We start from the raw sequence: 21,636 nt of genomic DNA, 5'->3' as shown, positions 1-21,636 counted from the left end.
CTGCTATCTTGAATTCTTCTGTGTACCGCTTGCCACTCATACATTCTCCTTGGGTCCGATATTATGGCTCAGGAGTGTCTACAATTGTCGTGGCGATTCAGTTCGTTCGAGGCAATTGACGAAGATATTGAGGTTCAAGTCACATTCGCTGAGCTCACCGAAAAGGATCGGGCTGAACTTGGCAAGTACGCTCCAGCAGGGGTCACTACCTTCACTGCTTGGAAGCGTCGCGGCCCAGACGGGGCTGAAAGCCTATCTGCGAACTCAAAGAACTACGCACCGTTCAACACTATCCGCGCTAAGACATCAGCGGCCGACAAAAAAGCCTCTTACAACGACCTGCGAAGCTCAAATTCATCGCTTGCTCTCCCAGCTTGGAGCAGTGTCGAGGCTGCCAACCAAGCTATGACGACCTGGGAAGCCGATCACACCGACCAGCTTGTCGAAGCGCCAGAGTCCCTACAAACCAACTTCTTCGGTTTCAACAGCGGCGGGAAGATGAGTGGCCTTTTCGATTTCGTCCTGGTGACTGCCGACCTTCGGGCGAGCGAAGAGTCGATTGACGGGAAGTCGAGCATTATCGGTCGAATCCTTGAGCGTTCAGTTGATCGTGCTGCTGCCGATGAGGAGATCGCGAAGATCGTAGAGGAATCACGTGCTAAGCAACAAGAAGTCTACGACGAGAAGTTCAAGTTACAGCTTGAAGCAATGTCGGCGAAATTAAACGGAGTCGTCGCGTCCTATTCCCCTGGTCGGGCTATCACGGTTTCCCCTACAGAGGTGGAACTCAAGGCCCCTCGAACCACGTTCCAGATAGCCGTACGCGATGGCACAACCGAGACTGCCGTGGAACGCCAAGGACATGGCTTTCAGCGCACACTTCTGATCTCGGCGCTCCAGCTCTTGGCGCAGTCAGGTGCAGCATCGGCAGAGGGTATCATTTGCTTGGCGATCGAAGAGCCGGAACTCTATCAGCACCCGATCCAGGCCCATACGTTCGCGAAAGTACTCCGGTCGCTCGCCGAAGACGCAGGTAAGCGCATCCAAGTGACTTACGCGACTCATAGTCCCTACTTCCTTGAGGCGCGACATTTCAACCAAGTAAGGCGGCTAACTAGGTCGTCGGACGAGACTCCTGTAGTTACTGTCCACAGCGCTACACTCAATGACGTGAAGGCCAGGCTGAATGGAATACTGAGCGCCGATACAGTTGAGCGTCAGCTCGATGGCATCGTTGCGAATCAGCTTTCCGTGGCGCTTTTCGCGCATCGGGCTTTCCTCGTGGAAGGCACGACAGAGTCGTCAGTGTTCTACGGCATTGGTGATAAAACAACTCTTGGCTCGCTTGAGGCCGCTGGCGTCTCTGTCGTCCCCGTAGGAGGAAAAACATCGATCCCACTCGCACATGCGATCCTGACGTCGATCGGTATACCGGTCTATGCGCTCTTCGATGCGGATGGCGGGTTTGAAGCCCGTGCGAAGGCAAATGGGAAGGCGCAGAACAAGATTGATGCCGAGAGAGTGGGCCATGTGACAGCGAATCGAGTGTTATTGAAGTACTTCGACCTCGCTGAAGAGGATTTTCCATGTGCTTTCGTTGGCGACGAGATAGCGATCTTTGAGGATCATCTTGAAGCGTTCCTATCGGCGAACTGGATAGAATGGATCACTGCATGCAATAACGTCGAGGCTGCCGCAGGTATCAGTCTCGCGAAGAATCAACTCGCGTACCGGACAGCAACACTCAAGGCCGAGGGAGCGGTGCCAGAGATGCTTATGCAGATCCTGGTCAAAGTGAAAAGTAAATAGTCAGGCCTGCTGTGGTCAAATAATTCTGGACACAACGATAGGTTGGTGTGCTGCCATTTTCCATTCATAGGCGGCGGGCGACGGATTACCCAATGCTGAATTGAACAGCCGGAAAGAAGCCTCGATACATTTAAGTGTTGGCACCAACGTTAAATTAACCCAGGCACCGAGATTCGTTGACCACAGTGAATTCGCGCAAACGTAGGCTCAGTGCGGATTTCCTTGGCGACGCCTGGGTCAAGCGCAATCGGTGCTGTGGGTCTATATGGCGTCGGCGCCAACACTATGATCAGCGACGACGCACGCGGACGTGCTGGCGGTCTTGGTTCACCTACACAATTTACGACTGTAATGGCTCATTTACGACTTTGATGAACCATTTACGACTTTAATGAGCAGGAATACCAGTCAAGCGCCCCGACACCACCTCACTCCACCGTCACCGACTTGGCCAGATTGCGCGGCTTGTCCACATCGGTTCCCCTTGCCAGCGCCGTGTGATAGGCGAGCAACTGCAGCGATACCACGTGCAGGATCGGCGACAGCAAACCGTAGTGCTCGGGCAGGCGGATCACGTGCACGCCTTCGCCGGACGTGATGCGCGAGTCGACGTCGGCGAACACGTACAGCTGGCCGCCGCGGGCGCGCACTTCCTGCATATTCGATTTGAGCTTTTCGATCAGGGCGTCGTTCGGCGCCACCGTGACCACCGGCATTTCCTCGGTGACCAGCGCCAGCGGACCGTGTTTCAGTTCGCCGGCAGGATAGGCTTCGGCGTGGATGTAGGAAATCTCTTTCAGTTTCAGCGCGCCTTCGAGGGCGATCGGGTAGTGCATGCCGCGACCGAGGAAGAGGGCGTTTTCCTTGCGCGCAAAGTCTTCGGCCCAGGCCATGATCAGCGGTTCCAGCGCCAGAACCGAGGCGATCGCGACAGGAAGGTGGCGCATCGCTTTCAGGTGCTGCGCTTCCTGTTCGTCGTCCAGGCGGCCGTTCACCTGCGCCAATGTCAGCGTCAGCAGGAACAGGCCGGCCAGCTGGGTGGTGAAGGCCTTGGTGGACGCCACGCCCACCTCCACGCCGGCGCGCGTGATGTAGGCCAGTTTGCATTCGCGCACCATGGCGCTGGTGGCCACGTTGCAGATCGTGAGCGTGTGTTCCATGCCGAGGCTGCGTGCGTGCTTGAGCGCGGCCAGCGTGTCGGCCGTTTCGCCGCTCTGGGAAATGGTGACGACCAGCGTGTTCGGGTGCGGCACGCTGTCGCGGTAGCGGTATTCGCTGGCGATTTCGACGTTGACGGGGATTTTCGCCACCGATTCGATCCAGTACTTGGCGGTCAGGCCGGAATAATAGCTGGTGCCGCAGGCCAGGATCAGCACGCGGTCGATCTGCTTGAACACGGCGTGGGCGCCGTCGCCGAACAGCTCGGGCATGATGCTGATGACGCCTTCGAGCGTGTCGCCGATCACGCGCGGCTGCTCGAAGATTTCCTTCTGCATGTAGTGGCGATACGGCCCCAGGTCGGCGGCGCCAGTATGGGCATGGACGGTTTTCACCTCGCGCTGGACCGGCTTGCCGTGGGCATCGACGATCCAGGTGCGGCCCAGCTGCAGGTCGACCACATCGCCCTCTTCGAGGTAGACGATCTGGTCGGTGGTGCCGGCCAGCGCCATGGCATCGGATGCAACGAAGTTTTCGCCCTGGCCCACGCCGACGATCAGCGGCGAGCCCTGGCGCGCAGCCACCACGCGGTGCGGCTCTTCGCGCGCGAACACGGCAATGGCGTAGGCGCCCGTCAGACGCCTGACAGCCTGCTGCACGGTCTCGAACAGGTCGCCGTTGTACAGGTGATCGACCAGGTGGGCGATGACCTCGGTATCGGTCTGGCTCTGGAACACATAGCCGAGCGCAGTCAGTTCCGCGCGCAGCTCGTCGTGGTTTTCGATGATGCCGTTATGGACCAGCGCAATGCGCGCCAGGTCGGCCGATGGCGAGAAATGGGGGTGGGCATTGTGGGTGGCCGGGGCGCCGTGGGTGGCCCAGCGCGTATGGGCGATGCCGGTGAAACCGTGCAGGTGGGTCTGCGCGATCTGCTGTTCGAGGTCGGCCACGCGCGACGTGCTGCGCGAGCGCTGCAACTGCCCATCGACATGCAGCGCCACGCCGCACGAGTCATAACCGCGGTATTCGAGCCGCTTCAAGCCTTCGATCAGGATCGGGGTGATATTACGTTGCGCTACCGCGCCGACAATGCCGCACATGGGAAACCTCTGCAATTAGGTGAAGGACTCATCCTAGAAGAGAACCGATGAAATATGCTTTCTTATTATCCTAATCAATGAAATATTATTTCATACCTGTGATAGTATGAAATATTATTTCATTTAAGACCGGAATTTTATGGATGAGATCGATCGTCGCATTCTCAACGCTCTGCAGCTTGATGCGTCGCAGACCAATAGCGAGCTGGCGCAGGCGGTCCACGTGTCGCCGCCGACTTGCCTGCGGCGGGTCAAACACCTGACCGATAGCGGCGTCATCGCACGCCGGGTGGCGCTGGTGGACCCGGAAAAAATCGGCCCCAGCCTGACCGTGATCGTGGAAATTTCGCTCGACGTGCAGGCGGCTGAACGCATGGACGCGTTCGAAGCGCTGGTGGCCTCCGAGGTGGCCGTGCTGCAATGCTACCGGGTCGCGCCCGGTCCGGACTTCGTGCTGATCGTGCAGGTCGCCGACATGCCGGCCTATCACGCACTGGCGCACCGCCTGTTTGCCGCACACGCCAATGTCCGCAACGTCAAAGCCTATTTTTCTACCTTCCGCAGCAAGTTCGACACCCGGGTGGCGGTGTAGTCTTCCACACGATTTTCACAGCCTGTCCAGCGGTTGTCCACCGGCTTATCCCGCCGTTGTCACGCGCTTGTTCAGGTACTTGCCCACAGAGATATACACAGCAAGCACCGTGGATCCGCTGCCAACCGACAGTTAGCACAGCGACCGGACTTACTCACCACCTGTACCGCGCTTGTCCACAGTGTTACCCACAAGCGTTTAGCTGGCGAATAGCGCGAGACAGCGCTGATTCAGAGTTATCCCTGGCTTATGCCATGGTTATCCGGGTGTTTGCCCACAGGGTTATACACACATACCGGAAGTTACATGCTTGGCGGAATAGAAGAGCGCCGACCAGCTGACGAGGAGGGCAACCGGTGACGGGGCGGCACTTATCCCCCCATTGCACACCGCTTGCACACTGGCTGTACACAGCTTTATCCACATGAACAAGCGCGCCTGGGCCCAGGCGCGCAGGAGATTACTTCTTGAGCTTGACCGGGCGGGTCCAGTTCTCGATCGTCACCTGACGGGGGCGCGAGACGGTCAGCTTGCCGGCCGGGGCATCCTTGGTCAGTGTGGTGCCGGCGCCGATGGTGGCGCCTTGGCCCACGGTGACCGGCGCCACCAGCTGGCTGTCGCTGCCGACGAAGGCGTCGTCTTCGATCACGGTACGGAACTTGTTGGCGCCGTCGTAATTGCAGGTAATCACGCCGGCGCCGATGTTGACGCGCGCGCCGATGGTGGCGTCGCCGATGTACGCCAGGTGATTGGCCTTGCTGTGCGCGGCCACCTGGCCGTTCTTGATTTCGACGAAATTGCCGACGTGGACGTCTTCCGCCAGCACGGTGCCGGGGCGCAGGCGCGCGTACGGACCGATGACGGACACCTCACCCACCACCGCCTCTTCGATGTGGCAAAACGGCTTGATCCTGGCACCGGCCAGGATGCGGCTGTTGACGATCACGTTGTGGGCGCCGATGTGCACGCCGTCACCGATTTCCACCTTGCCTTCGAACACGCAACCGACGTCGATGGTCACATCGCGGCCGCAGGTCAGTTCGCCGCGCACGTCGAGGCGCTGCGGGTCGAGCACGGTCACCCCCTGTTCCAGCAGGCGCTGGGCAATGTTGCGCTGGTGGATGCGTTCGAGTTCGGCCAGCTGCACCTTGCTGTTGACGCCGGCCACTTCCCACTGGGCGGCCGGCTGGGCCGAGACGACCTCGACGCCATCAGCCACGGCCATGGCGACGATGTCGGTCAGGTAGTACTCGCCTTGTGCGTTGCGGTTGTCGAGCTGTCCCAGCCATTTTTTCAGTTGCACGGTCGGCACGACCAGGATGCCGCTGTTGATTTCCTTGATCGCGCGTTCAGCCTCGGTCGCATCCTTTTGCTCGACGATGCGGGTGATGGCGCCATGGGGTCCGCCCGCGCGGACGATGCGTCCGAGACCGGTCGGATCGTCCTGCACCACGGTCAGGATGCCGAGCTTGTCGTTGCCGGCGGCAGCCAGCAGCGCCTGCAGCGAGGCGGCCGTGGTCAGCGGCACGTCGCCGTACAGGATCAGGGTGGGGGCGTTGTCGTCGAGTTCGGGCAGCGCCTGCATGACCGCGTGACCGGTGCCGAGCTGCTGTTCCTGGCGCGCGGTGGCGACCGCTTGCGGCTGCTGCGCCAGCAGCGCCTGCACGGCTGCGCCGCCATGACCATAAATCACGCATACTTTGGACAGGCCGCGACCGCTGCAGACACTGCGCGCCGTGTCGAGCACATGCGCGAGCAGCGGCTTGCCCGCCAGCGGATGCAACACTTTCGGCAAATCCGACTGCATGCGTTTGCCCATGCCGGCGGCCAGGATGACGACGTTTGCATTGACCATATTCGGATTGACTACCTTCGCATCGTTCATGAATACCACTTGGAGAGAGTAAGTTAATGCAAAAGTCTAACATGCCCTCCAGCGCCAGCCGGACGCTGCGCCGCCTTGTCATGATCGCCCTCATAGGGCTGATGGGCCTGGTGGCTGCGTGCAGCTCGCTGCGCCTGGCCTATAACAACGGCGACACCCTGCTGTACTGGTGGCTCGACGGTTACGTCGATCTGAACGCCGATCAGAAGGACTGGGTCAAGAAGGATATCGACAAGCTGTTCCAGTGGCACCGCAAAACCCAGCTCGACGATTACATCCAGATCCTGCAGACGGCCCAGCGCCAGCTGGCCGGCACGCCCACCGTGGCCGATCTGCTCGGCGACTTCGACGACATCAAGCAGCGCACCGAGCGCCTGCTGCTGCAAGCCAAGCCCGAGCTGGCCGACCTGGCGCGCTCGCTGCAACCGGAACAGATCGACACGCTGGAAAAGAAATTTGCGTCCAATCTCGACGATTTCCGCAAGAAGAACATGAAAGGCAGCCGCGAGGATCAGCAGAAATTCCGCTACAAGAAATCGATGGAGCAGTTCGAACTGTGGTTCGGCCGCTTCAGCACCGAGCAGGAAGTGCAGTTGCGCAAGGCATCAGATGCCCGGCCGCTCGACAACGCGCTGTGGCTGGCCGAACGCCAGCGCCGCCAGAACGCCATCCTGGCGCTGGTGCGCAAGGTGCAAAAAGACAAGCTGAGCAAGGAAGCCACGATGGCCCTGATCGACAACCTGATCAAGGACAGCTTCAACCGCCTGGACCAGTCCGAGCACAAGGCCTTCTTCGATGCCTCGGAACAGGGCACGGCCGAGCTGATCCTCACTGCGATCCGCATCGCCACGCCGCAGCAGAAAGCCCATGCCCAGCAGCGCATGCAGGGCTGGATCGGCGACTTCCAGAGCCTGGCCAAGGACGCCCGCTGAGCGGCCCGGCGGGCCGGTCCCGCCACCCCGCGTGGTATACTGCGGCCTTGTAAATCAGTGACTTAGAACAGCGCCACATGCCCAAAAAGCCCGTCAAATCGCCGTCCAAGCCGGCCAAGGTCCCGGTCCACGGTCCCCAGCACAGCAACCAGGTGCGCATCATCGGCGGCCAGTGGAAGCGCACGCCGCTGCCGGTACTGACCGCGCAAGGCCTGCGTCCCACGCCCGACCGCGTGCGCGAAACGGTGTTCAACTGGATCAACCACCAGCGCGACGGCAACTGGGCCGACGCCTGCGTGCTCGACCTGTACGCCGGCAGCGGCGCGCTCGGCTTCGAGGCCGCCAGCCGCGGTGCGCAAGCAGTCACCATGGTGGACATGGCCACGCCAGTCGTGCGCCAGCTCGAAGACATCAAGGCCAAACTGCAGGCCGACAAGGTGACGGTGCTGCGCGGCGACGCGCTGGTGGTGGCGCAAGCGGCCGCCGCCCGCGGTCAGCGATACGACCTGATCTTCCTCGATCCGCCGTACCAGCAGCAATTCATCGAGCGCAGCCTGCCGCTGTGCGCACGCCTGCTCAAGGACGGCGGCCTGGTCTACGCAGAATCGGGCGCGGCACTGGCCTGGCCCGATGGCGACGCGCCGGACTGGATGGCCGGCTGGGAAGTGATCCGCGCCGACAAGGCGGGCATGGTGTTTTATCACCTGCTCCAGGCCAGGCCGGCTGTGGCGTAATGGCCCCCGGTGACTGGCGACCGTCGAACCCTGCACGCTTTTCGGGCATAATGCGCATTCGATAATGGTGCAGTGCAAGGAGACACAATGGTAGTAGCTGTTTATCCGGGAACGTTCGATCCGCTGACCCGGGGTCACGAAGACCTGGTGCGCCGCGCCTCGGGCCTGTTCGACACCCTGGTGGTCGGCGTGGCCGACAGCAAGAACAAGAAACCGTTCTTTTCGCTCGACGAGCGGCTGGCCATTGCCAACGAAGTGCTCGGGCATTATCCCAACGTCAAGGTCGAGAGTTTTTCCGGCCTGCTCAAGGATTTTGTGCGCGCCAACGACGCCCGCGTGATCGTGCGCGGCTTGCGCGCCGTGTCCGACTTCGAATACGAATTCCAGATGGCAGGCATGAACCGCTACCTGCTGCCCGATGTCGAAACCCTGTTCCTGACGCCGTCCGACCAGTACCAGTTCATCTCCGGCACCATCGTGCGCGAGATCGCGGTGCTCGGCGGCGATGTCTCCAAGTTTGTGTTCCCCTCGGTCGATCGCTGGTTGCAGAAGAAAATTGCCGCCACCAAGGCCGATTGAGACGACCAAGAAAGTTCTGTCATGGCCCTAATGATTACCGACGACTGCATCAATTGCGACGTATGCGAGCCCGAGTGCCCGAACGACGCTATCTACATGGGTCCGGAAATTTACGAAATCAATCCCGACAAGTGCACCGAGTGCGTCGGTCACTTCAGCGAACCGCAGTGCCAGCAGGTGTGCCCGGTCAGCTGCATTCCGTTCAACCCCGCGTGGCGCGAGACGGAACAGCAGCTGATGGAGAAATTCGAACGTCTGCAGGCCAGCAAGCCTTAATATTCCAGGCCGCCCTCGGGACGCCCGGGTTTGACGGCCAGTTTCACGGCCAGTGCGATGGCGCGTGCACTGCCCACCAGCAGCGGCTTGAACAGCAGCGCCAGCGCTGCCGCCGCAGCGATCCCCAGCGCCAGCATCAGCGCGGCAAGCGGGGAACAGGCATCAACGAGGTCGATCAGAGTGGACATGACGGGGCCGGACATTTAGAATCAGCCTCAATATAGTGCAGCGCAACATATGCGGCCAATTTAGTTCTCCGATAACAATTATGCGTCTGGTGAATGGAGCGGCATAATTGGCGTATGATGGCTGCATCCCATCCTCCATTTCCCGACCCCGAGCCACCATGAGCTTTCTGACGCTGGACTTGAACTTGTTACGCGTCTTCGACGCCGTGATGACAGAACAAAATCTGACACGCGCCGCCGGCCACCTGGCCATGACCCAGCCGGCCGTCTCGAACGCCATCAAGCGCTTGCGCGAGAGCCTCGGCGACGAGTTGCTGATCCGCACCGCCTACGGCGTCAAACCCACGCCGCGCGCCGAAGCGCTGTGGCCGTCCGTGCGCAGCGCGCTGGCCAGCCTGGAAGCGGCCGTGGCGCCGGAAACCTTCGATGTCTCGGCCGCCCACGCCACCTTCCGCCTGGCCATGGCCGACGCCACTGCCGCGATGTGGCTGCCTTCCCTGATGCGCTCGATCGAACGCGAAGCGCCGGGCGTCAACGTGCGCATGATGCCGCTGACCACGCGCGAACCGCGGCCGATGCTGTTGCGCGGCGATATCGACCTGGCAGTGGGCTTTTTTCCCGGCGTGGCAGCGCAGCTGTCGTATGAAACCGGCTCGCCGATCCGCCACGAGCGCCTGTACTCGGGACAATATGTGTGCGTGATGCGGCGCGAACATCCGCTGGCCAAGGGCGAACTCAATCTCGATAACTATTGCAAGGCCAACCACTTGCTGGTCAGCTTCTCGGGCCGCGCCCACGGCCTGGTCGACGAGGCGCTGGCGCAGCTGCAGCGCGAACGGCGGATTTTGCTGACCGTGAACCAGTTCTTCACGGCCGGCCGGGTGGTGGCCAATTCCGACCTGATCACCGTGCTGCCGCGCCACCTGATCGCCTCCACCGGCATGACCGATGCGCTGATCTGGAAAGAATTGCCGTTCCAGCTGCCGGCCGTCCACCTCGACATGCTGTGGCACGAACGCGACGCCCGCAGCCCGGCCCACAAGTGGCTGCGCCTGCACCTGGAAGGGATGAACCAGGGCGCAGCGCGGGCGGCGACTGCCGCCAAGAAGGATGCGGCGTAAGCACGACACTGGATGCCCGCCTGCGCGGGCATGACGATTTTCATGCCACGGACCTTGGCGCCGTCATGCCCGCGCAGGCCGGCATGCAATCCCTGCCGGCTACACGCTCGAGCGGTAGCCGATCCGGAACCCGCCCCAATGCTTGCCATCGACATAAATCGGCGCCGACAGGTCATGCATCACTTCCCCCGTATCGCGCTTATAGGTCTGTAGCAGGAACGGCCGGGTATTGGATCCGCAACGCTTGCCGGTGCGGTCGCTGAAGATGCGCTTGGTGCGGTTGTTGACGATGTCGACGTCGTAATTGCCGGTCAGCGGCTGCGAGAATTTCTTGTTGTGGGTCGGGAAATAACCATTGTTGTCCACCGCCCCCGCATAGGCCAGCTGCGGCATTGCTGCCAGCAAGCCTTCCTGCAGGGGAGGGAGCACGCGGTCGGTAAAATCGTCGAAGCGGGTCTTGTGCTTGGGCGGGTCGGTGTGCGGGATGGCCGTGTAGGTGCGGTCGAACAGCGCCTCGCGCGTGATCTGGCCCGAGCGGATCGCTGCCTCGAACAGCTTGCTCACGGCGCGGGCGGCGTCCTGGGCAGCGGTGCGGATCGCGTCGTGCGACGTCTCGATGGCCGATTCGCCGAGCGCGCCCGTGATCAGCTCGGCGCGCTCGGCCAGCGCCATGGCCGAGCTGGCAGCGCGCGGCAATTCCTTTTCGGTCGAGAGCAGGCTGTCGCGGATGCTGGCAATCGCAGCGGCGATCTCGTCGGTCGTGGCCACGTGGTCGCGCGAGGCGCGCGCAATTTCGCCGATTTCCGTTTCCGACACGCTCGAGGAGCGCTCGATATTGCCGAGCAGGCCATGCACGGTTTCGACATTGCCGGCCGCCTCGCTCACGCGCGTGGTCAGCGCGTGCATGCCGGTGGCGGCGCGCTCGGCCTGCTGGTTGATCTCGCGCACCATGGTGCTGATTTCATCCGTCGCTTCCTTGGTACGCAGCGCCAGCTGGCGCACCTCGCTGGCCACCACGGCAAAGCCGCGCCCCTGTTCGCCGGCGCGGGCGGCCTCGATGGCGGCATTGAGCGCCAGCAGGTTGGTGCGGGCGGAAATGTCGCTGATTGCTTCCGTAAAACCGTAGATCTTGCGCGAATTGGTTTGCAGGCCCGTCATCAGGGCCGCGGCCGCCTGGGCGTCGTGGCGCGCGGTGCGGATCCGCTGCAGGCCGGTGTCGGCCTCGGCGCGGCCGGTGACGGTTTCGCCACGCACCTGGGTGGCGATCTTTGCGGCGCGCTCGGCGTTGGCAGCGATGCGCTCGGTGGTGGCAGCGTTTTGCGCCGAGCTGTGGGCGATGCCGCCGGCGGTGCCGACGTCGAGTTCGATCTTCTTCTTGACCGAATCGACGAAGTACGAGGTTTCGGCTGCGCCGATCATGATGGCGTCGATTTCTTCGCCGACCGTGTGGGCGAACTGGCGCACGCCGCCGTCGTCGCTGTTCTGGCGCGCCGCATACCAGGCGATGGCAGCACCGGCCAAAGCAGCCGGCGCCGCCGTCCACGCCAGCGACGCGCTGTCGCCGGCCAGCCCCTGGCACAGATAAGCGAGGGCAGTGCCGCCCACCGTCGCACCCAGTATCCACAATCCACGCTGCACCAACTTGTGTTGCAAATGACTCATGTCTGCCTCCGCCGCTGCGTTCAGCCCGCCGGGTGCACCGCTACGCTGGCAGCGCCCGGATTTAATTTATCGCTAGCACTATTTTATCGGTAACTTGGTGGTATTCTTGACTTCTTCCATGACCGCGTAGGTATGGGTTTCGCGCACGCCTTTTTGCAGCAGGGTCTTGCCGAGGAATTCGCGATAAGCGGCCATGTCCTTGACGCGGGCCTTGACCAGGTAGTCGAAACCGCCGGCCACCATGTGACACTCGAGCACTTCGGGAATCACTTGGACGCTGTGCTTGAAGGCGTCGAAGACTTCGGGTGTGGTGCGGTCGAGCACCACCTCGATGAACACGAGCAGGGAGACGTCGAGCAACTGGGGGTTGAGTTGCGCGGTGTACCCCATGATATAGCCGGACTCGTGCAACTTGCGCACGCGCTCCAGGCACGCCGCCGGCGACAGGTTCACGCGCGCGGCCAGCTCGACGTTGCTGATGCGACCATCGCTCTGCAACTCCATCAGGATTTTCTTGCTGATCTTGTCTAACATTCGAGAGCACTCCCAAATAAATATTATTTGGTTAAATTGTCTCACCAAAAACAATCTATTGCTAGTCCCGTGTAATACCAGAATTAATCCGAAAGAATACACTTTACAATCGAATCATCGGCAGTTCACAGATTCGTTCCCCGGAATCACCCTGTTCACGCTCTCAAGCCATGTGCTTGCAGGGCGTGTTTTTGTAAGTGGACCGCTTTCATTCAAACTTGAAAGTATTTTCATGCACGCAGCAGAACCCACCGTTTTCACCCCTTTCGCAGCATTGCAAGCCGAGATGCTGCGCGATCCCAGCCCGTTGCGCGCCGCCGTGACGGCCGCCTGGCGCCGCGATGAAACCAGCGCCGTGCAGTGGCTGCTGGGCCAGATCGCCGGTCACGACGACACCAGTGTCGAGCAGGCGCGCCAGCTGGCCCACAAGCTCGTCAGCGCGGTGCGCCAGCAGCGCACGCGCGCGTCCGGCGTGGACGCCCTGATGCACGAGTTTTCGCTGTCGTCGGAAGAGGGGGTAGCGCTGATGTGCCTGGCCGAAGCACTGTTGCGGATTCCCGACAATGCCACGGCCGATCGCCTGATCGCCGACAAGATCAGCAAGGGCGACTGGCGCAAACACCTGGGCGAGTCGCCGTCGCTGTTCGTCAATGCCGCCACCTGGGGCTTGCTGATCACCGGCAAGCTGGTCTCGACCAGCAGCGAGTCGGGCCTGGGCTCGGCCCTGACCAAGCTGATCTCAAAAGGCGGCGAACCGCTGATCCGCAAGGGCGTCGACCTGGCCATGCGCATGCTGGGCAACCAGTTCGTCACGGGCCAGACCATCGGCGAAGCGATCAAGAACGGCCAGGCCAACGAAGCGCGCGGCTACCGCTATTCGTACGACATGCTGGGCGAGGCGGCACTGACCGAGCAGGATGCCAAGAATTACTATGCCTCGTATGAGACCGCCATCCACGCGATCGGCAAGGCGTCGAACGGCCGCGGCATCCGCAACGGCCCCGGCATCTCCGTCAAATTGTCGGCGCTGCACCCGCGCTACAGCCGCGCCCAGCGCGAGCGCGTGATGACCGAACTGCTGCCGCGCGTGCGCGCGCTGGTGTTACTCGCCAAGCAATACGACATCGGCCTCAACATCGATGCCGAGGAAGCCGACCGCCTCGAGCTGTCGCTCGACCTGATGGAAGCGCTGGCCCACGATCCGGCGCTGGCCGGCTTCGAGGGCATCGGCTTCGTGGTGCAGGCCTACCAGAAGCGCTGCCCGTTCGTGATCGACTACCTGATCGACCTGGCCCGCCGCAGCGGCCGCAAGTTCATGGTGCGGCTGGTCAAGGGCGCCTACTGGGATGCGGAAATCAAGCGCGCCCAGGTCGACGGCATGGCCGGCTACCCGGTCTATACGCGCAAGGTGTACACCGATGTGTCGTACCTGGCGTGCGCCCAGCGCCTGCTGGCCGCCACCGGCGTGATCTACCCGCAGTTCGCCACCCACAACGCGCAAACCCTGTCCACCATCTACACCTGGGCCAAGCGCGACGGCGTCACCGACTACGAATTCCAGTGCCTGCACGGCATGGGCGAGTCGCTGTACGACCAGGTGGTCGGCAAGGATAACCTCGACAAGCCGTGCCGCATCTACGCGCCGGTCGGCACCCACGAAACGCTGCTGGCCTACCTGGTGCGCCGCCTGCTGGAAAACGGCGCCAACTCGTCGTTCGTCAGCCAGATCGTCGACGAAGCCATCCCGGTCGAGGCGCTGATCAAGGACCCGATCGCCCAGGCGCGCGCGCAGGGCGGCGCCCCGCACCCGGCCATCGCGCTGCCGTCGGCCATGTTCGGCGCCAGCCGCAGGAATTCGGCCGGCATTGACCTGGCCAACGACGACGTGCTGCGCGAGATCGCCGCCGCCCTGGCGACGCCACGCAGCTGGCGCGCCATGCCGCTGCTGGCCGGCGGCGTCTCGGCCGGCCAGCCGGAGCAACACATCACCAACCCGGCCCAGCGCGCCGACGTGGTGGGCCAGCTGGTCGAAGCGACCGCGGCCGACGTGGAATCGGCGCTGATCGCTGCCAGCCACTACGCGATGGACTGGCAGACCACGGAACCGGCCGCGCGCGCTGCCGCGCTCGACCGCGCCGCCGACCTGTTCGAGGCGAACGCCATGGAACTGATGACGCTGGCCATCCGCGAAGCAGGCAAGTCGCTGCCCAATGCTGTTGCCGAACTGCGCGAGGCGGTCGATTTCCTGCGCTACTACGCAGCCGAAGTGGCCGGCGCCCCCAACGGGCTGGCGCTCGGTCCCGTCACCTGCATCAGCCCGTGGAACTTCCCGTTGGCGATCTTCACGGGCCAGCTGGCTGCTGCGCTGGCAGCCGGCAACGTGGTGCTGGCCAAGCCGGCCGAGCAGACGCCGCTGATCGCCTACCGCGCGGTGGAGCTGCTCCATGAAGCGGGCATTCCACGCGCCGCGCTGCAGTTCCTGCCGGGCCGCGGCGAAGTGGTGGGCGCGGCCCTGACGGCCGATGCACGCGTAAAAGGCGTGATCTTCACCGGCTCGACCGAGGTGGCCCAGCTGATCAACCGCACATTGGCCAAACGCGCCGCGCTCGAGCACTGCGACATCCCGCTGATCGCCGAGACCGGCGGCCAGAATGCCATGATCGTCGATTCGTCGGCCTTGCCCGAGCAGGTCGTGCAGGATGCGATCTCGTCGGCGTTCGACAGCGCCGGCCAGCGCTGCTCGGCATTGCGCGTGCTGTTCCTGCAGGAAGACATCGCCGAAAAGACCATCCACATGCTCAAGGGCGCGATGCAGGAACTCAGGGTCGGCAGCCCGGACCGCCTGGTGACCGACATCGGCCCCGTGATCGACGCCGAAGCGCAGGCCAACCTGCTGGCCCACATCAACAAGCTCAAGGGCACGGCGGTCGACTACTTCTCGCTCGACCTGCCGTCCCACGTGATCACGGCCGGCACCTTCGTGCCGCCGACGGTGCTGGAAATCCGCGCGCTGGCCGAGCTCACGCACGAAGTGTTCGGCCCGGTCCTGCACGTGATCCGCTACCGCCGCGCCGATCTGCCCAAGCTGGTCGCGCAGATCAATGCCTCCGGTTACGGCCTGACCCTGGGCGTGCACTCGCGCATCGATGAAACCATCGACTACATCACCAGCCATGCCCACGTCGGCAATATCTATGTGAACCGCAACATCGTCGGCGCCGTGGTGGGCGTGCAGCCGTTCGGCGGCGAAGGCAAGTCGGGCACCGGTCCCAAGGCCGGCGGTCCGCTGTACCTGAAACGGCTGCAACGCAATGCCGTGCTTGCCGCCACGCAGCACCAGGCGCTGCCAGCGCTCGATGCGCTGGCCGCCTGGGCCAGCCAGCATGACCAGCAGCGCCTGGCGGCACTGGTCGCGCAATACGCCCGCACCAGCATGCTGGGCACGGTGACCGCGCTGCCGGGACCGACCGGCGAGCGCAACACGCTGGCCCTGCAGCCGCGCGGCGCCGTGCTGTGCGCGGCTGCCACGCAGCCGGCGCTGCTCAACCAACTGGCGGCAGTGCTCGCCACCGGCAATACCGCGCTGCTCTCGCCCGAGGCAGCCGGCCTGGTGCCGACCGACCTGCCGGCCACCGTCAGGGACCAGATCGGTCGTGCCGGCGACGGCGTCGACGGCCCGTTCCAGGTGGCGCTGGTGGAATCGTCGCTGGCCGCCGCCCTGCACCCGCGCCTGGCGGCCCGGGAAGGGGCCCTGGCAAGCCTGATCGACACCAACGGCGAGGAGGGCATCTCCCTGTGGCGCCTGCTCGCCGAACGCGCGCTGTGCGTCAACACCACCGCAGCGGGCGGCAATGCCAGCCTGATGACGTTATCGGCGTAAAAAAACCTGCTGACAACCATCGAGGCCGGCTTATGCCGGCCTTTTTTTGTGCGCAATCATTGCCACCCCGCGCAGGCGCGTATCGAATTCAAGCTTTGCAAAAATTTTCCAGCACCTGGTACGCGTAGCGCGACGCCACGGTCTCGATAAAATGCAAAAAGTCGACCGCCGCGTCATCGTTGGCGTTGTCGGAAATGGTGCGGATCACGGCAAACGGTATGCCCAGCTCGACACACACCTGCGCCACGGCTGCGCCTTCCATTTCCACCGCCAGCAAGTCGGGCAGGGCGGTCTTCAGCGCCACCAGCTGCTGCCGACGGCCGATGAACTGGTCGCCGCTGGCAATCAGGCCCCGGTGCACGCGCGTGGTCCTGGCAGCTGCGGCGGCCAGCCGTTCGGTCAGGGCCAGGTCGGTGGCAAAGCGCGTCAGTCCCGTCAGCGGCACCTCGAAACGGGGAAACAGCGGCGACGCATCGATATCGTGCTGGACCAGGCTGTCGGCCACCACGATATCGCCGATGTGCACGTCTTTATCGCCGCTGCCGGCAACGCCGGTGAAGACGATGTGGGTAACACCGAACTTTTCCACAAGGATGGTGGCAGTCATGGCGGCGGCAACCTTGCCGATACGCGACAGGACGCACACAGCGTCGATTTCCCACAGGGTCCCTGTGGTGTACTCCCGCATGCCGTGCACGCGCCTGGCGGGGCTCTGAAGGGCTTCCAGCACCCCCTGCTGTTCTTCGGCCAGGGCGCTGATGATTCCAAGACGCATAGTTTTCCTTTGTTTTGATCGCCACGATGCGCTTTTTGTTGTGGACAGCACGTCGCTTGTCCACAGCGGGCAGCGTGAACACGTCGATTTTAAGGCGTTTTTTGCCTGCAGAACGTGCGCTGGAGGGCGAGCAGGCGCGCTATCGCGGCGCTTGCGCCGGATTTGCGGGGTGCGGGGCTTGCCACGGCTTTTGGTTGTTTACAAAGAATTTATATAAAATAATAGTAGTAGTAAACGCGCTCAAAGCTGTGGATAAAGTCTGTATACGTTTACGAATCAGCTGTTTACAACTTTCATAAACAGGCGCATAAGCGCTGTACCGGTTGCAGGACAATTTCTGCATAAAATATCGGGCAACGATCAAGTCAGCGCTTAGTCACATCGATCCTTGTGGATATCCAGAGCGTTATCCACAGAAGCATAGATTTGATAACGGTTTTTGCCGTTTTCCTTGGCTGCATACATGGCCTGATCGGCGTTTTTCATGAGCGTGTCCACATCGTGACCGTCTTGCGGGTAGATGGCGATGCCGATGCTGCTGGAAATCTCGGCGCGCTGGGCGCCATCGCCGCCGAGATCGAACGGCGTACTCATCTGTTTCAGGATTTCGCGGGCAGTGCGGGTGACGTCGGCGGGGTTGTGCAGTTCGCCCAGGACGGCGATGAATTCGTCGCCACCAAGCCTGGCCACCACGTCGGTGCCGCGCGTCGAGGTCGTCAGCCTGGCGGCCACTTGCTTGAGCAGCAGGTCGCCGCTGTCGTGACCCATGGTGTCGTTGACTTCCTTGAAGCGGTCGAGATCGACGAACAGCACGGCCATCGGCAGCCGCGAGCGGTCCGATTTGCGCATTTCCTGGCGCAGCCGCTCGTAAAACATGCGCCGGTTGGGCAAGCCGGTCAGATTATCGAAGTTGGCCTGGCGCCAGATCCGCTCTTCGGTCGCCTTTTTTTCCGTCACGTCGCTGAGCAGCGCCACGTAGCGGAACGGGTGGCCAAAATCGTCGTGCACGGTATCGAAACGGATTTGCGCCAGGTATTCCGTGCCATCCTTGTGCCGGTGCCACACTTCGCCGTTCCACTGGCCTGTCTCGCGGATGGTGTTTGCCATGTCGGCAAAAAATTCCACCCCTTCGCGCCCGGCCGTCAATTCATAGCTGCGGCGCCCGATCACCTCCTGTTCGGTATAGCCGCTCAGCTGTGAAAATGCCGGATTGACGGTCAGGATGCGACCGGCAGCATCGGTCACCATCATCGCCTCGCCGATGTTATGGAACAGCAGGGCCGACAATTTCATCGATTCCTGGTTGGCACGCAAGCGTTGTTCCATGTCGCGGCTCTCGCCCAGCAGCGCACGGATGCGCAACTCGCGTTCTTCCTGGCGCGCATAGGTGCGCAATATGTATGCACCGCATATCGTCATCAGCAGTAACAGGCAGACCAGGCCGGCCCCGGCCACCAGGTAACTGCGGTCGCGCTGGCGCACGGCTTCGGCGTCGCTGCTGCCGACCAGCATCACCAGCGGATACCGGTCGAACACCCGGTAGCTGTAAATACGGTGCAGCCCGTCTATCAGGCCCACCGCCTTGTAGGTGCCGGCGGGCGCCTTGGCGATTTCGCGGAACAGCTGGCTGTTGGAGAGATCGCGCGCGAACGACTGTTCGAACATCGGCGAGCGCGCGATCACCCTGCCGTCGCGGTAGAGCAGGGTGATCGACATATCGGCCGAAAAGCGCGAATTGTCGAACAGCGCCGCATAGCGCTTGACGTCGAGCGGCGCCAGCAGCACACCGATGAATTCGCCCTTGGCATTTTCCACGCGGCGGCTGACAAAAAACAGCCTGGTCCCCGTGTATTTGCCGACGACCGGCGCGCCGATGAACGGCTGGTTGCCATGGCGGTTGTCGCGGTGGACCTTGAAATAGTCGCGCTCGGCGTAGTTCTGGTTGCGGATGTCGAGGTCGAGCGAGGTGGCCACCACATTGCCCTCGGTATCGAGAAAGGTGAGCCAGTAATCGACATTGAAATTGGCAGCGCGCGCCGACAGCAGGTCGGCAATGGCGGCAGGCGAGGGATGCTGGGTACTCGGCAATACCTTGATGGCGTTGGCAATGCCGAACATGGCCAGGTCCACCGATTGCAATGCATGCAAGACATAGGCTTCCATCGCCTTGACGTAATGGTCGGTCTGGCTTTGCATGGCCTGTTCGCGTTCGACATACGACGTCCGTACCTGCGTCACCACCACCGTGATGGCCAGCGCTGCCGTCAACAACAGGCCGGTCAGCAGGCGACGGCGAAAACGCAGGTAGGCAGGCGAGCGCGGGGGATTAGGCATGGATGACAGGCAGTCTCCGACACGGTGGTGAGGTTGGGCACTTCGTTGTCTTGCACAAAATCGAGTATAGGGGGAAAGATGGGCTTTGGGGGTGGAGCGCGCGGCGGCGCTTGCTCTGGTTTACTCTAAAAGATGTATATAAAGAATAGTAGTAGTTGTTTACGTGAACACTATTCTGTGGATAAGTCCCCAATTCGGCATCAAATCATGTGTTTACGCGCTGTAGAACCGGGCGCGTAAACTGTGTATGTGGACAGGCACTTTTTTTGGATAAAAAACGGCGTCCCCAGAAAATTTTTGTTTACGCACATTTCACACCTGTGGATATCCATATGCTTATCCACACGGCTAGGCAGTGCTGTGGCGGACCGTATTGCGCCGGTTCCGTCTCCGCAAAAAGCAGCCGAACGCGTCAATAAACCCTTGCCACGGAACGGTGTCTGGCTAGATCCAGATCAAAAATTCAACGTATTTTTACTATATTGTTGGTCAAATTGTTACTGTGTATGATCGGTAAAAAAGGCGGTACCTTGCAGATCGATACAAGGAGACACGATGTCCGGCTTTATCCTGGAAACACAGTCGCTGACCAAGCAATTCCGCGGATTTACCGCTGTCAGCGACGTCAATCTTCGTGTCCGGCGGGGCCATATCCACGCCCTCATCGGTCCCAACGGCGCCGGCAAAACCACCTGTTTTAACTTGCTCACCAAGTTTCTGGCGCCCACGTCCGGGCGCATCCTGTTCAACGACCAGGACATCACCGCCGCCCGGCCGGCGCACATTGCGCGCCTGGGGGTGATCCGCTCGTTCCAGATGTCTGCCGTGTTTCCGCACCTGACCGTGCTGCAAAACGTGCGCATCGGCCTGCAGCGCCAGCTCGGCACCAGCTTCCATTTCTGGCAAAGCGACCGCAAACTGAGCGCCCTCGACGGCCGCGCCATGGCGTTGCTGGCCGAAGTGGACCTGGCCGGACTGGCCGACACCGTCACGGTCGATCTGCCGTACGGGCGCAAACGCGCGCTCGAAATTGCCACCACGCTGGCCATGGAACCGGCGCTGATGCTGCTCGACGAACCGACCCAGGGCATGGGCCACGAAGACGTGCACCGCGTGACCGAGCTGATCAGGAAAGTGGCGGCCGGGCGCACCGTCCTGATGGTCGAGCACAACATGAAGGTGGTGGCCGGCATCTGTGACCGCATCTCGGTGCTGCAGCGCGGCTGCATGCTGGCCGAAGGCACGTATGCCGAGGTGTCGCGCAATCCCCAGGTCATGCAAGCGTACATGGGGTCGGAGACGGGCTCGGAGGCGGGCGCGGGATTGCAGGCGGCCGGGGTGCACTGATGCACGCCGCGCTCGATATCAGCGGACTGCACGCCTGGTACGGCGAGTCGCACATCCTGCACGACGTCCGCCTGCAGGTGCAGACGGGGGAGGTGGTGACCCTGCTCGGGCGTAACGGCGCCGGCCGCACGACCACCTTGCGCGCCATCCTGGGGCTGACCGGCACGCGCAAGGGCTCGATCAAGGTCAACGGCGTCGAAGCCATCGGCCTGCCGACGCACCGCATCGCCCATCTGGGCGTGGGCTACTGCCCCGAAGAGCGCGGGATTTTCGCCTCGCTGTCCACCGAGGAAAACCTGCTATTGCCGCCGCAACTGGCCGGTGGCCGGCAAGGCATGGCGCTGACCGACATCTATGCGATGTTCCCCAACCTGCTGGAACGCCGGCACAGCCAGGGCACCCGGCTGTCGGGCGGCGAACAGCAGATGCTGGCCGTGGCGCGCATCCTGCGCACCGGCGCGCGGCTGCTGCTGCTCGACGAAATCTCGGAAGGGCTGGCGCCCGTCATCGTGCAAGGCCTGGCGCGCATGATCGAAACCCTCAAGGCCAGCGGTTACACCATCGTCATGGTGGAACAGAATTTCCGGTTTGCCGCCCCGCTGGCCGACCGGTTCTACGTGATGGAACACGGTCAGATCGTCGAGACCTTCGTTGCATCCGAACTCAGCGCCAAGATGCCAGTGTTGACCGAGCTTCTCGGCGTCTAGTCCATCCTTGTATCGACACCACG

General features: G+C 62.2%; 17 protein-coding genes. 10 read left to right on the top strand and 7 right to left on the bottom strand.

The genetic code is table 11. The annotated features are described in order from the left end of the window. The first annotated feature begins 84 nt into the window (after window positions 1-84). On the top strand, window positions 85-1,809 hold the full coding sequence (locus ASF61_RS19265) for an ATP-dependent endonuclease (protein ID WP_229205931.1): 1,725 nt from the start codon (window positions 85-87) through the stop codon (window positions 1,807-1,809). Window positions 1,810-2,237: 428 nt separating this feature from the next. On the opposite strand, the gene glmS is transcribed toward ASF61_RS19265, so the two are convergent. Continuing rightward, window positions 2,238-4,067 (bottom strand): glutamine--fructose-6-phosphate transaminase (isomerizing), encoded by a 1,830-nt coding sequence (gene glmS / locus ASF61_RS19260; protein ID WP_056159653.1) that lies wholly within the window; start codon window positions 4,065-4,067, stop codon window positions 2,238-2,240. A 139-nt stretch (window positions 4,068-4,206) separates the two neighbouring features. On the opposite strand from glmS, the gene ASF61_RS19255 reads away from it, so the two are divergent. Then, window positions 4,207-4,659 carry an Lrp/AsnC family transcriptional regulator gene (locus tag ASF61_RS19255; RefSeq protein ID WP_056159649.1) on the top strand — a complete coding sequence of 151 codons (453 nt, stop codon included), beginning with the start codon at window positions 4,207-4,209 and terminating at the stop codon, window positions 4,657-4,659. Window positions 4,660-5,119: 460 nt separating this feature from the next. Here ASF61_RS19255 and glmU read toward each other — a convergent pair whose 3' ends face one another. Continuing rightward, complete coding sequence (glmU, locus tag ASF61_RS19250; RefSeq protein WP_229205930.1) at window positions 5,120-6,544, bottom strand: bifunctional UDP-N-acetylglucosamine diphosphorylase/glucosamine-1-phosphate N-acetyltransferase GlmU; 1,425 nt, start codon at window positions 6,542-6,544, stop codon at window positions 5,120-5,122. Between the two features lie 26 nt (window positions 6,545-6,570). Here glmU and ASF61_RS19245 point away from each other — a divergent pair, with 26 nt between their 5' ends. The 4 genes from ASF61_RS19245 (at window position 6,571) to ASF61_RS19230 (ending at window position 9,065) form a co-directional block, all read left to right on the top strand. Further along, window positions 6,571-7,476, top strand: a complete 906-nt coding sequence (locus tag ASF61_RS19245) for a DUF6279 family lipoprotein (protein ID WP_307156134.1) — start codon at window positions 6,571-6,573, stop codon at window positions 7,474-7,476. A 77-nt stretch (window positions 7,477-7,553) separates the two neighbouring features. Continuing rightward, window positions 7,554-8,210 carry a 16S rRNA (guanine(966)-N(2))-methyltransferase RsmD gene (rsmD, locus tag ASF61_RS19240; RefSeq protein WP_056159643.1) on the top strand — a complete coding sequence of 219 codons (657 nt, stop codon included), beginning with the start codon at window positions 7,554-7,556 and terminating at the stop codon, window positions 8,208-8,210. Window positions 8,211-8,297: 87 nt separating this feature from the next. Next, a complete protein-coding gene (gene coaD / locus ASF61_RS19235) occupies window positions 8,298-8,789 on the top strand; it encodes a pantetheine-phosphate adenylyltransferase (RefSeq protein WP_056159640.1) in 492 nt (163 codons plus the stop codon). A 21-nt stretch (window positions 8,790-8,810) separates the two neighbouring features. Beyond that, window positions 8,811-9,065 carry a YfhL family 4Fe-4S dicluster ferredoxin gene (locus ASF61_RS19230; protein ID WP_056159637.1) on the top strand — a complete coding sequence of 85 codons (255 nt, stop codon included), beginning with the start codon at window positions 8,811-8,813 and terminating at the stop codon, window positions 9,063-9,065. On the opposite strand, the gene ASF61_RS19225 is transcribed toward ASF61_RS19230, so the two are convergent. Next, window positions 9,062-9,253, bottom strand: coding sequence for a hypothetical protein (locus ASF61_RS19225; protein ID WP_056159635.1), 192 nt, complete (start codon window positions 9,251-9,253; stop codon window positions 9,062-9,064). The two genes, ASF61_RS19230 and ASF61_RS19225, sit on opposite strands and share 4 nt — an antisense overlap. 158 nt (window positions 9,254-9,411) lie before the next feature. Between ASF61_RS19225 and ASF61_RS19220 the strand changes: the two genes are divergently transcribed. Then, complete coding sequence (locus ASF61_RS19220; RefSeq protein WP_056159633.1) at window positions 9,412-10,374, top strand: LysR family transcriptional regulator; 963 nt, start codon at window positions 9,412-9,414, stop codon at window positions 10,372-10,374. 99 nt (window positions 10,375-10,473) lie between these two features. Here the strand turns inward: ASF61_RS19220 and ASF61_RS19215 are convergent, their stop codons facing one another. Beyond that, the gene (locus tag ASF61_RS19215) at window positions 10,474-12,036 is read right to left on the bottom strand and encodes a methyl-accepting chemotaxis protein (RefSeq protein ID WP_056159628.1); all 1,563 of its coding nucleotides are present in this window, start codon (window positions 12,034-12,036) and stop codon (window positions 10,474-10,476) included. Between the two features lie 78 nt (window positions 12,037-12,114). Then, on the bottom strand, window positions 12,115-12,570 hold the full coding sequence (locus ASF61_RS19210) for an Lrp/AsnC ligand binding domain-containing protein (protein WP_008443393.1): 456 nt from the start codon (window positions 12,568-12,570) through the stop codon (window positions 12,115-12,117). Window positions 12,571-12,802: 232 nt separating this feature from the next. Between ASF61_RS19210 and putA the strand changes: the two genes are divergently transcribed. Then, entirely contained in the window at window positions 12,803-16,450 is a 3,648-nt protein-coding gene (putA, locus tag ASF61_RS19205; RefSeq protein ID WP_056159625.1) for a trifunctional transcriptional regulator/proline dehydrogenase/L-glutamate gamma-semialdehyde dehydrogenase, read from the top strand. Between the two features lie 88 nt (window positions 16,451-16,538). On the opposite strand, the gene ASF61_RS19200 is transcribed toward putA, so the two are convergent. Next, window positions 16,539-17,225, bottom strand: a complete 687-nt coding sequence (locus ASF61_RS19200) for a 5'-methylthioadenosine/adenosylhomocysteine nucleosidase (protein WP_056159623.1) — start codon at window positions 17,223-17,225, stop codon at window positions 16,539-16,541. 372 nt (window positions 17,226-17,597) lie between these two features. Then, window positions 17,598-19,559 (bottom strand): diguanylate cyclase domain-containing protein, encoded by a 1,962-nt coding sequence (locus tag ASF61_RS19195; RefSeq protein ID WP_056159620.1) that lies wholly within the window; start codon window positions 19,557-19,559, stop codon window positions 17,598-17,600. Window positions 19,560-20,114: 555 nt separating this feature from the next. Here ASF61_RS19195 and ASF61_RS19190 point away from each other — a divergent pair. Together ASF61_RS19190 and ASF61_RS19185 are read left to right on the top strand one after the other, a co-directional pair. Continuing rightward, window positions 20,115-20,906, top strand: a complete 792-nt coding sequence (locus ASF61_RS19190; RefSeq protein ID WP_056159616.1) for an ABC transporter ATP-binding protein — start codon at window positions 20,115-20,117, stop codon at window positions 20,904-20,906. After that, window positions 20,906-21,613 carry an ABC transporter ATP-binding protein gene (locus tag ASF61_RS19185; protein WP_056159613.1) on the top strand — a complete coding sequence of 236 codons (708 nt, stop codon included), beginning with the start codon at window positions 20,906-20,908 and terminating at the stop codon, window positions 21,611-21,613. The genes ASF61_RS19190 and ASF61_RS19185 overlap by 1 nt, the downstream gene beginning before the upstream one ends. The last annotated feature ends 23 nt before the right edge of the window (window positions 21,614-21,636 follow it).

This window comes from Duganella sp. Leaf126, assembly GCF_001423125.1.
Taxonomy (GTDB): Bacteria; Pseudomonadota; Gammaproteobacteria; order Burkholderiales; family Burkholderiaceae_D; genus Rugamonas.
Note: the sequence above shows the minus strand (reverse complement) of the source record. Positions and strands in the feature narration are given on the sequence as shown.

Bases quoted from the DNA above. Each gene is read 5' to 3' on its own strand.
- glmS (WP_056159653.1), bottom strand. From the start codon at position 4,067: ATGTGCGGCATTGTCGGCGCGGTAGCGCAACGTAATATCACCCCGATC.
- ASF61_RS19255 (WP_056159649.1), top strand. From the start codon at position 4,207: ATGGATGAGATCGATCGTCGCATTCTCAACGCTCTGCAGCTTGATGCG.
- glmU (WP_229205930.1), bottom strand. From the start codon at position 6,544: ATGAACGATGCGAAGGTAGTCAATCCGAATATGGTCAATGCAAACGTC.
- ASF61_RS19245 (WP_307156134.1), top strand. From the start codon at position 6,571: ATGCAAAAGTCTAACATGCCCTCCAGCGCCAGCCGGACGCTGCGCCGC.
- rsmD (WP_056159643.1), top strand. From the start codon at position 7,554: ATGCCCAAAAAGCCCGTCAAATCGCCGTCCAAGCCGGCCAAGGTCCCG.
- coaD (WP_056159640.1), top strand. From the start codon at position 8,298: ATGGTAGTAGCTGTTTATCCGGGAACGTTCGATCCGCTGACCCGGGGT.
- ASF61_RS19230 (WP_056159637.1), top strand. From the start codon at position 8,811: ATGGCCCTAATGATTACCGACGACTGCATCAATTGCGACGTATGCGAG.
- ASF61_RS19225 (WP_056159635.1), bottom strand. From the start codon at position 9,253: ATGTCCACTCTGATCGACCTCGTTGATGCCTGTTCCCCGCTTGCCGCG.
- ASF61_RS19220 (WP_056159633.1), top strand. From the start codon at position 9,412: ATGAGCTTTCTGACGCTGGACTTGAACTTGTTACGCGTCTTCGACGCC.
- ASF61_RS19215 (WP_056159628.1), bottom strand. From the start codon at position 12,036: ATGAGTCATTTGCAACACAAGTTGGTGCAGCGTGGATTGTGGATACTG.
- ASF61_RS19210 (WP_008443393.1), bottom strand. From the start codon at position 12,570: ATGTTAGACAAGATCAGCAAGAAAATCCTGATGGAGTTGCAGAGCGAT.
- putA (WP_056159625.1), top strand. From the start codon at position 12,803: ATGCACGCAGCAGAACCCACCGTTTTCACCCCTTTCGCAGCATTGCAA.
- ASF61_RS19200 (WP_056159623.1), bottom strand. From the start codon at position 17,225: ATGCGTCTTGGAATCATCAGCGCCCTGGCCGAAGAACAGCAGGGGGTG.
- ASF61_RS19195 (WP_056159620.1), bottom strand. From the start codon at position 19,559: ATGCCTAATCCCCCGCGCTCGCCTGCCTACCTGCGTTTTCGCCGTCGC.
- ASF61_RS19190 (WP_056159616.1), top strand. From the start codon at position 20,115: ATGTCCGGCTTTATCCTGGAAACACAGTCGCTGACCAAGCAATTCCGC.
- ASF61_RS19185 (WP_056159613.1), top strand. From the start codon at position 20,906: ATGCACGCCGCGCTCGATATCAGCGGACTGCACGCCTGGTACGGCGAG.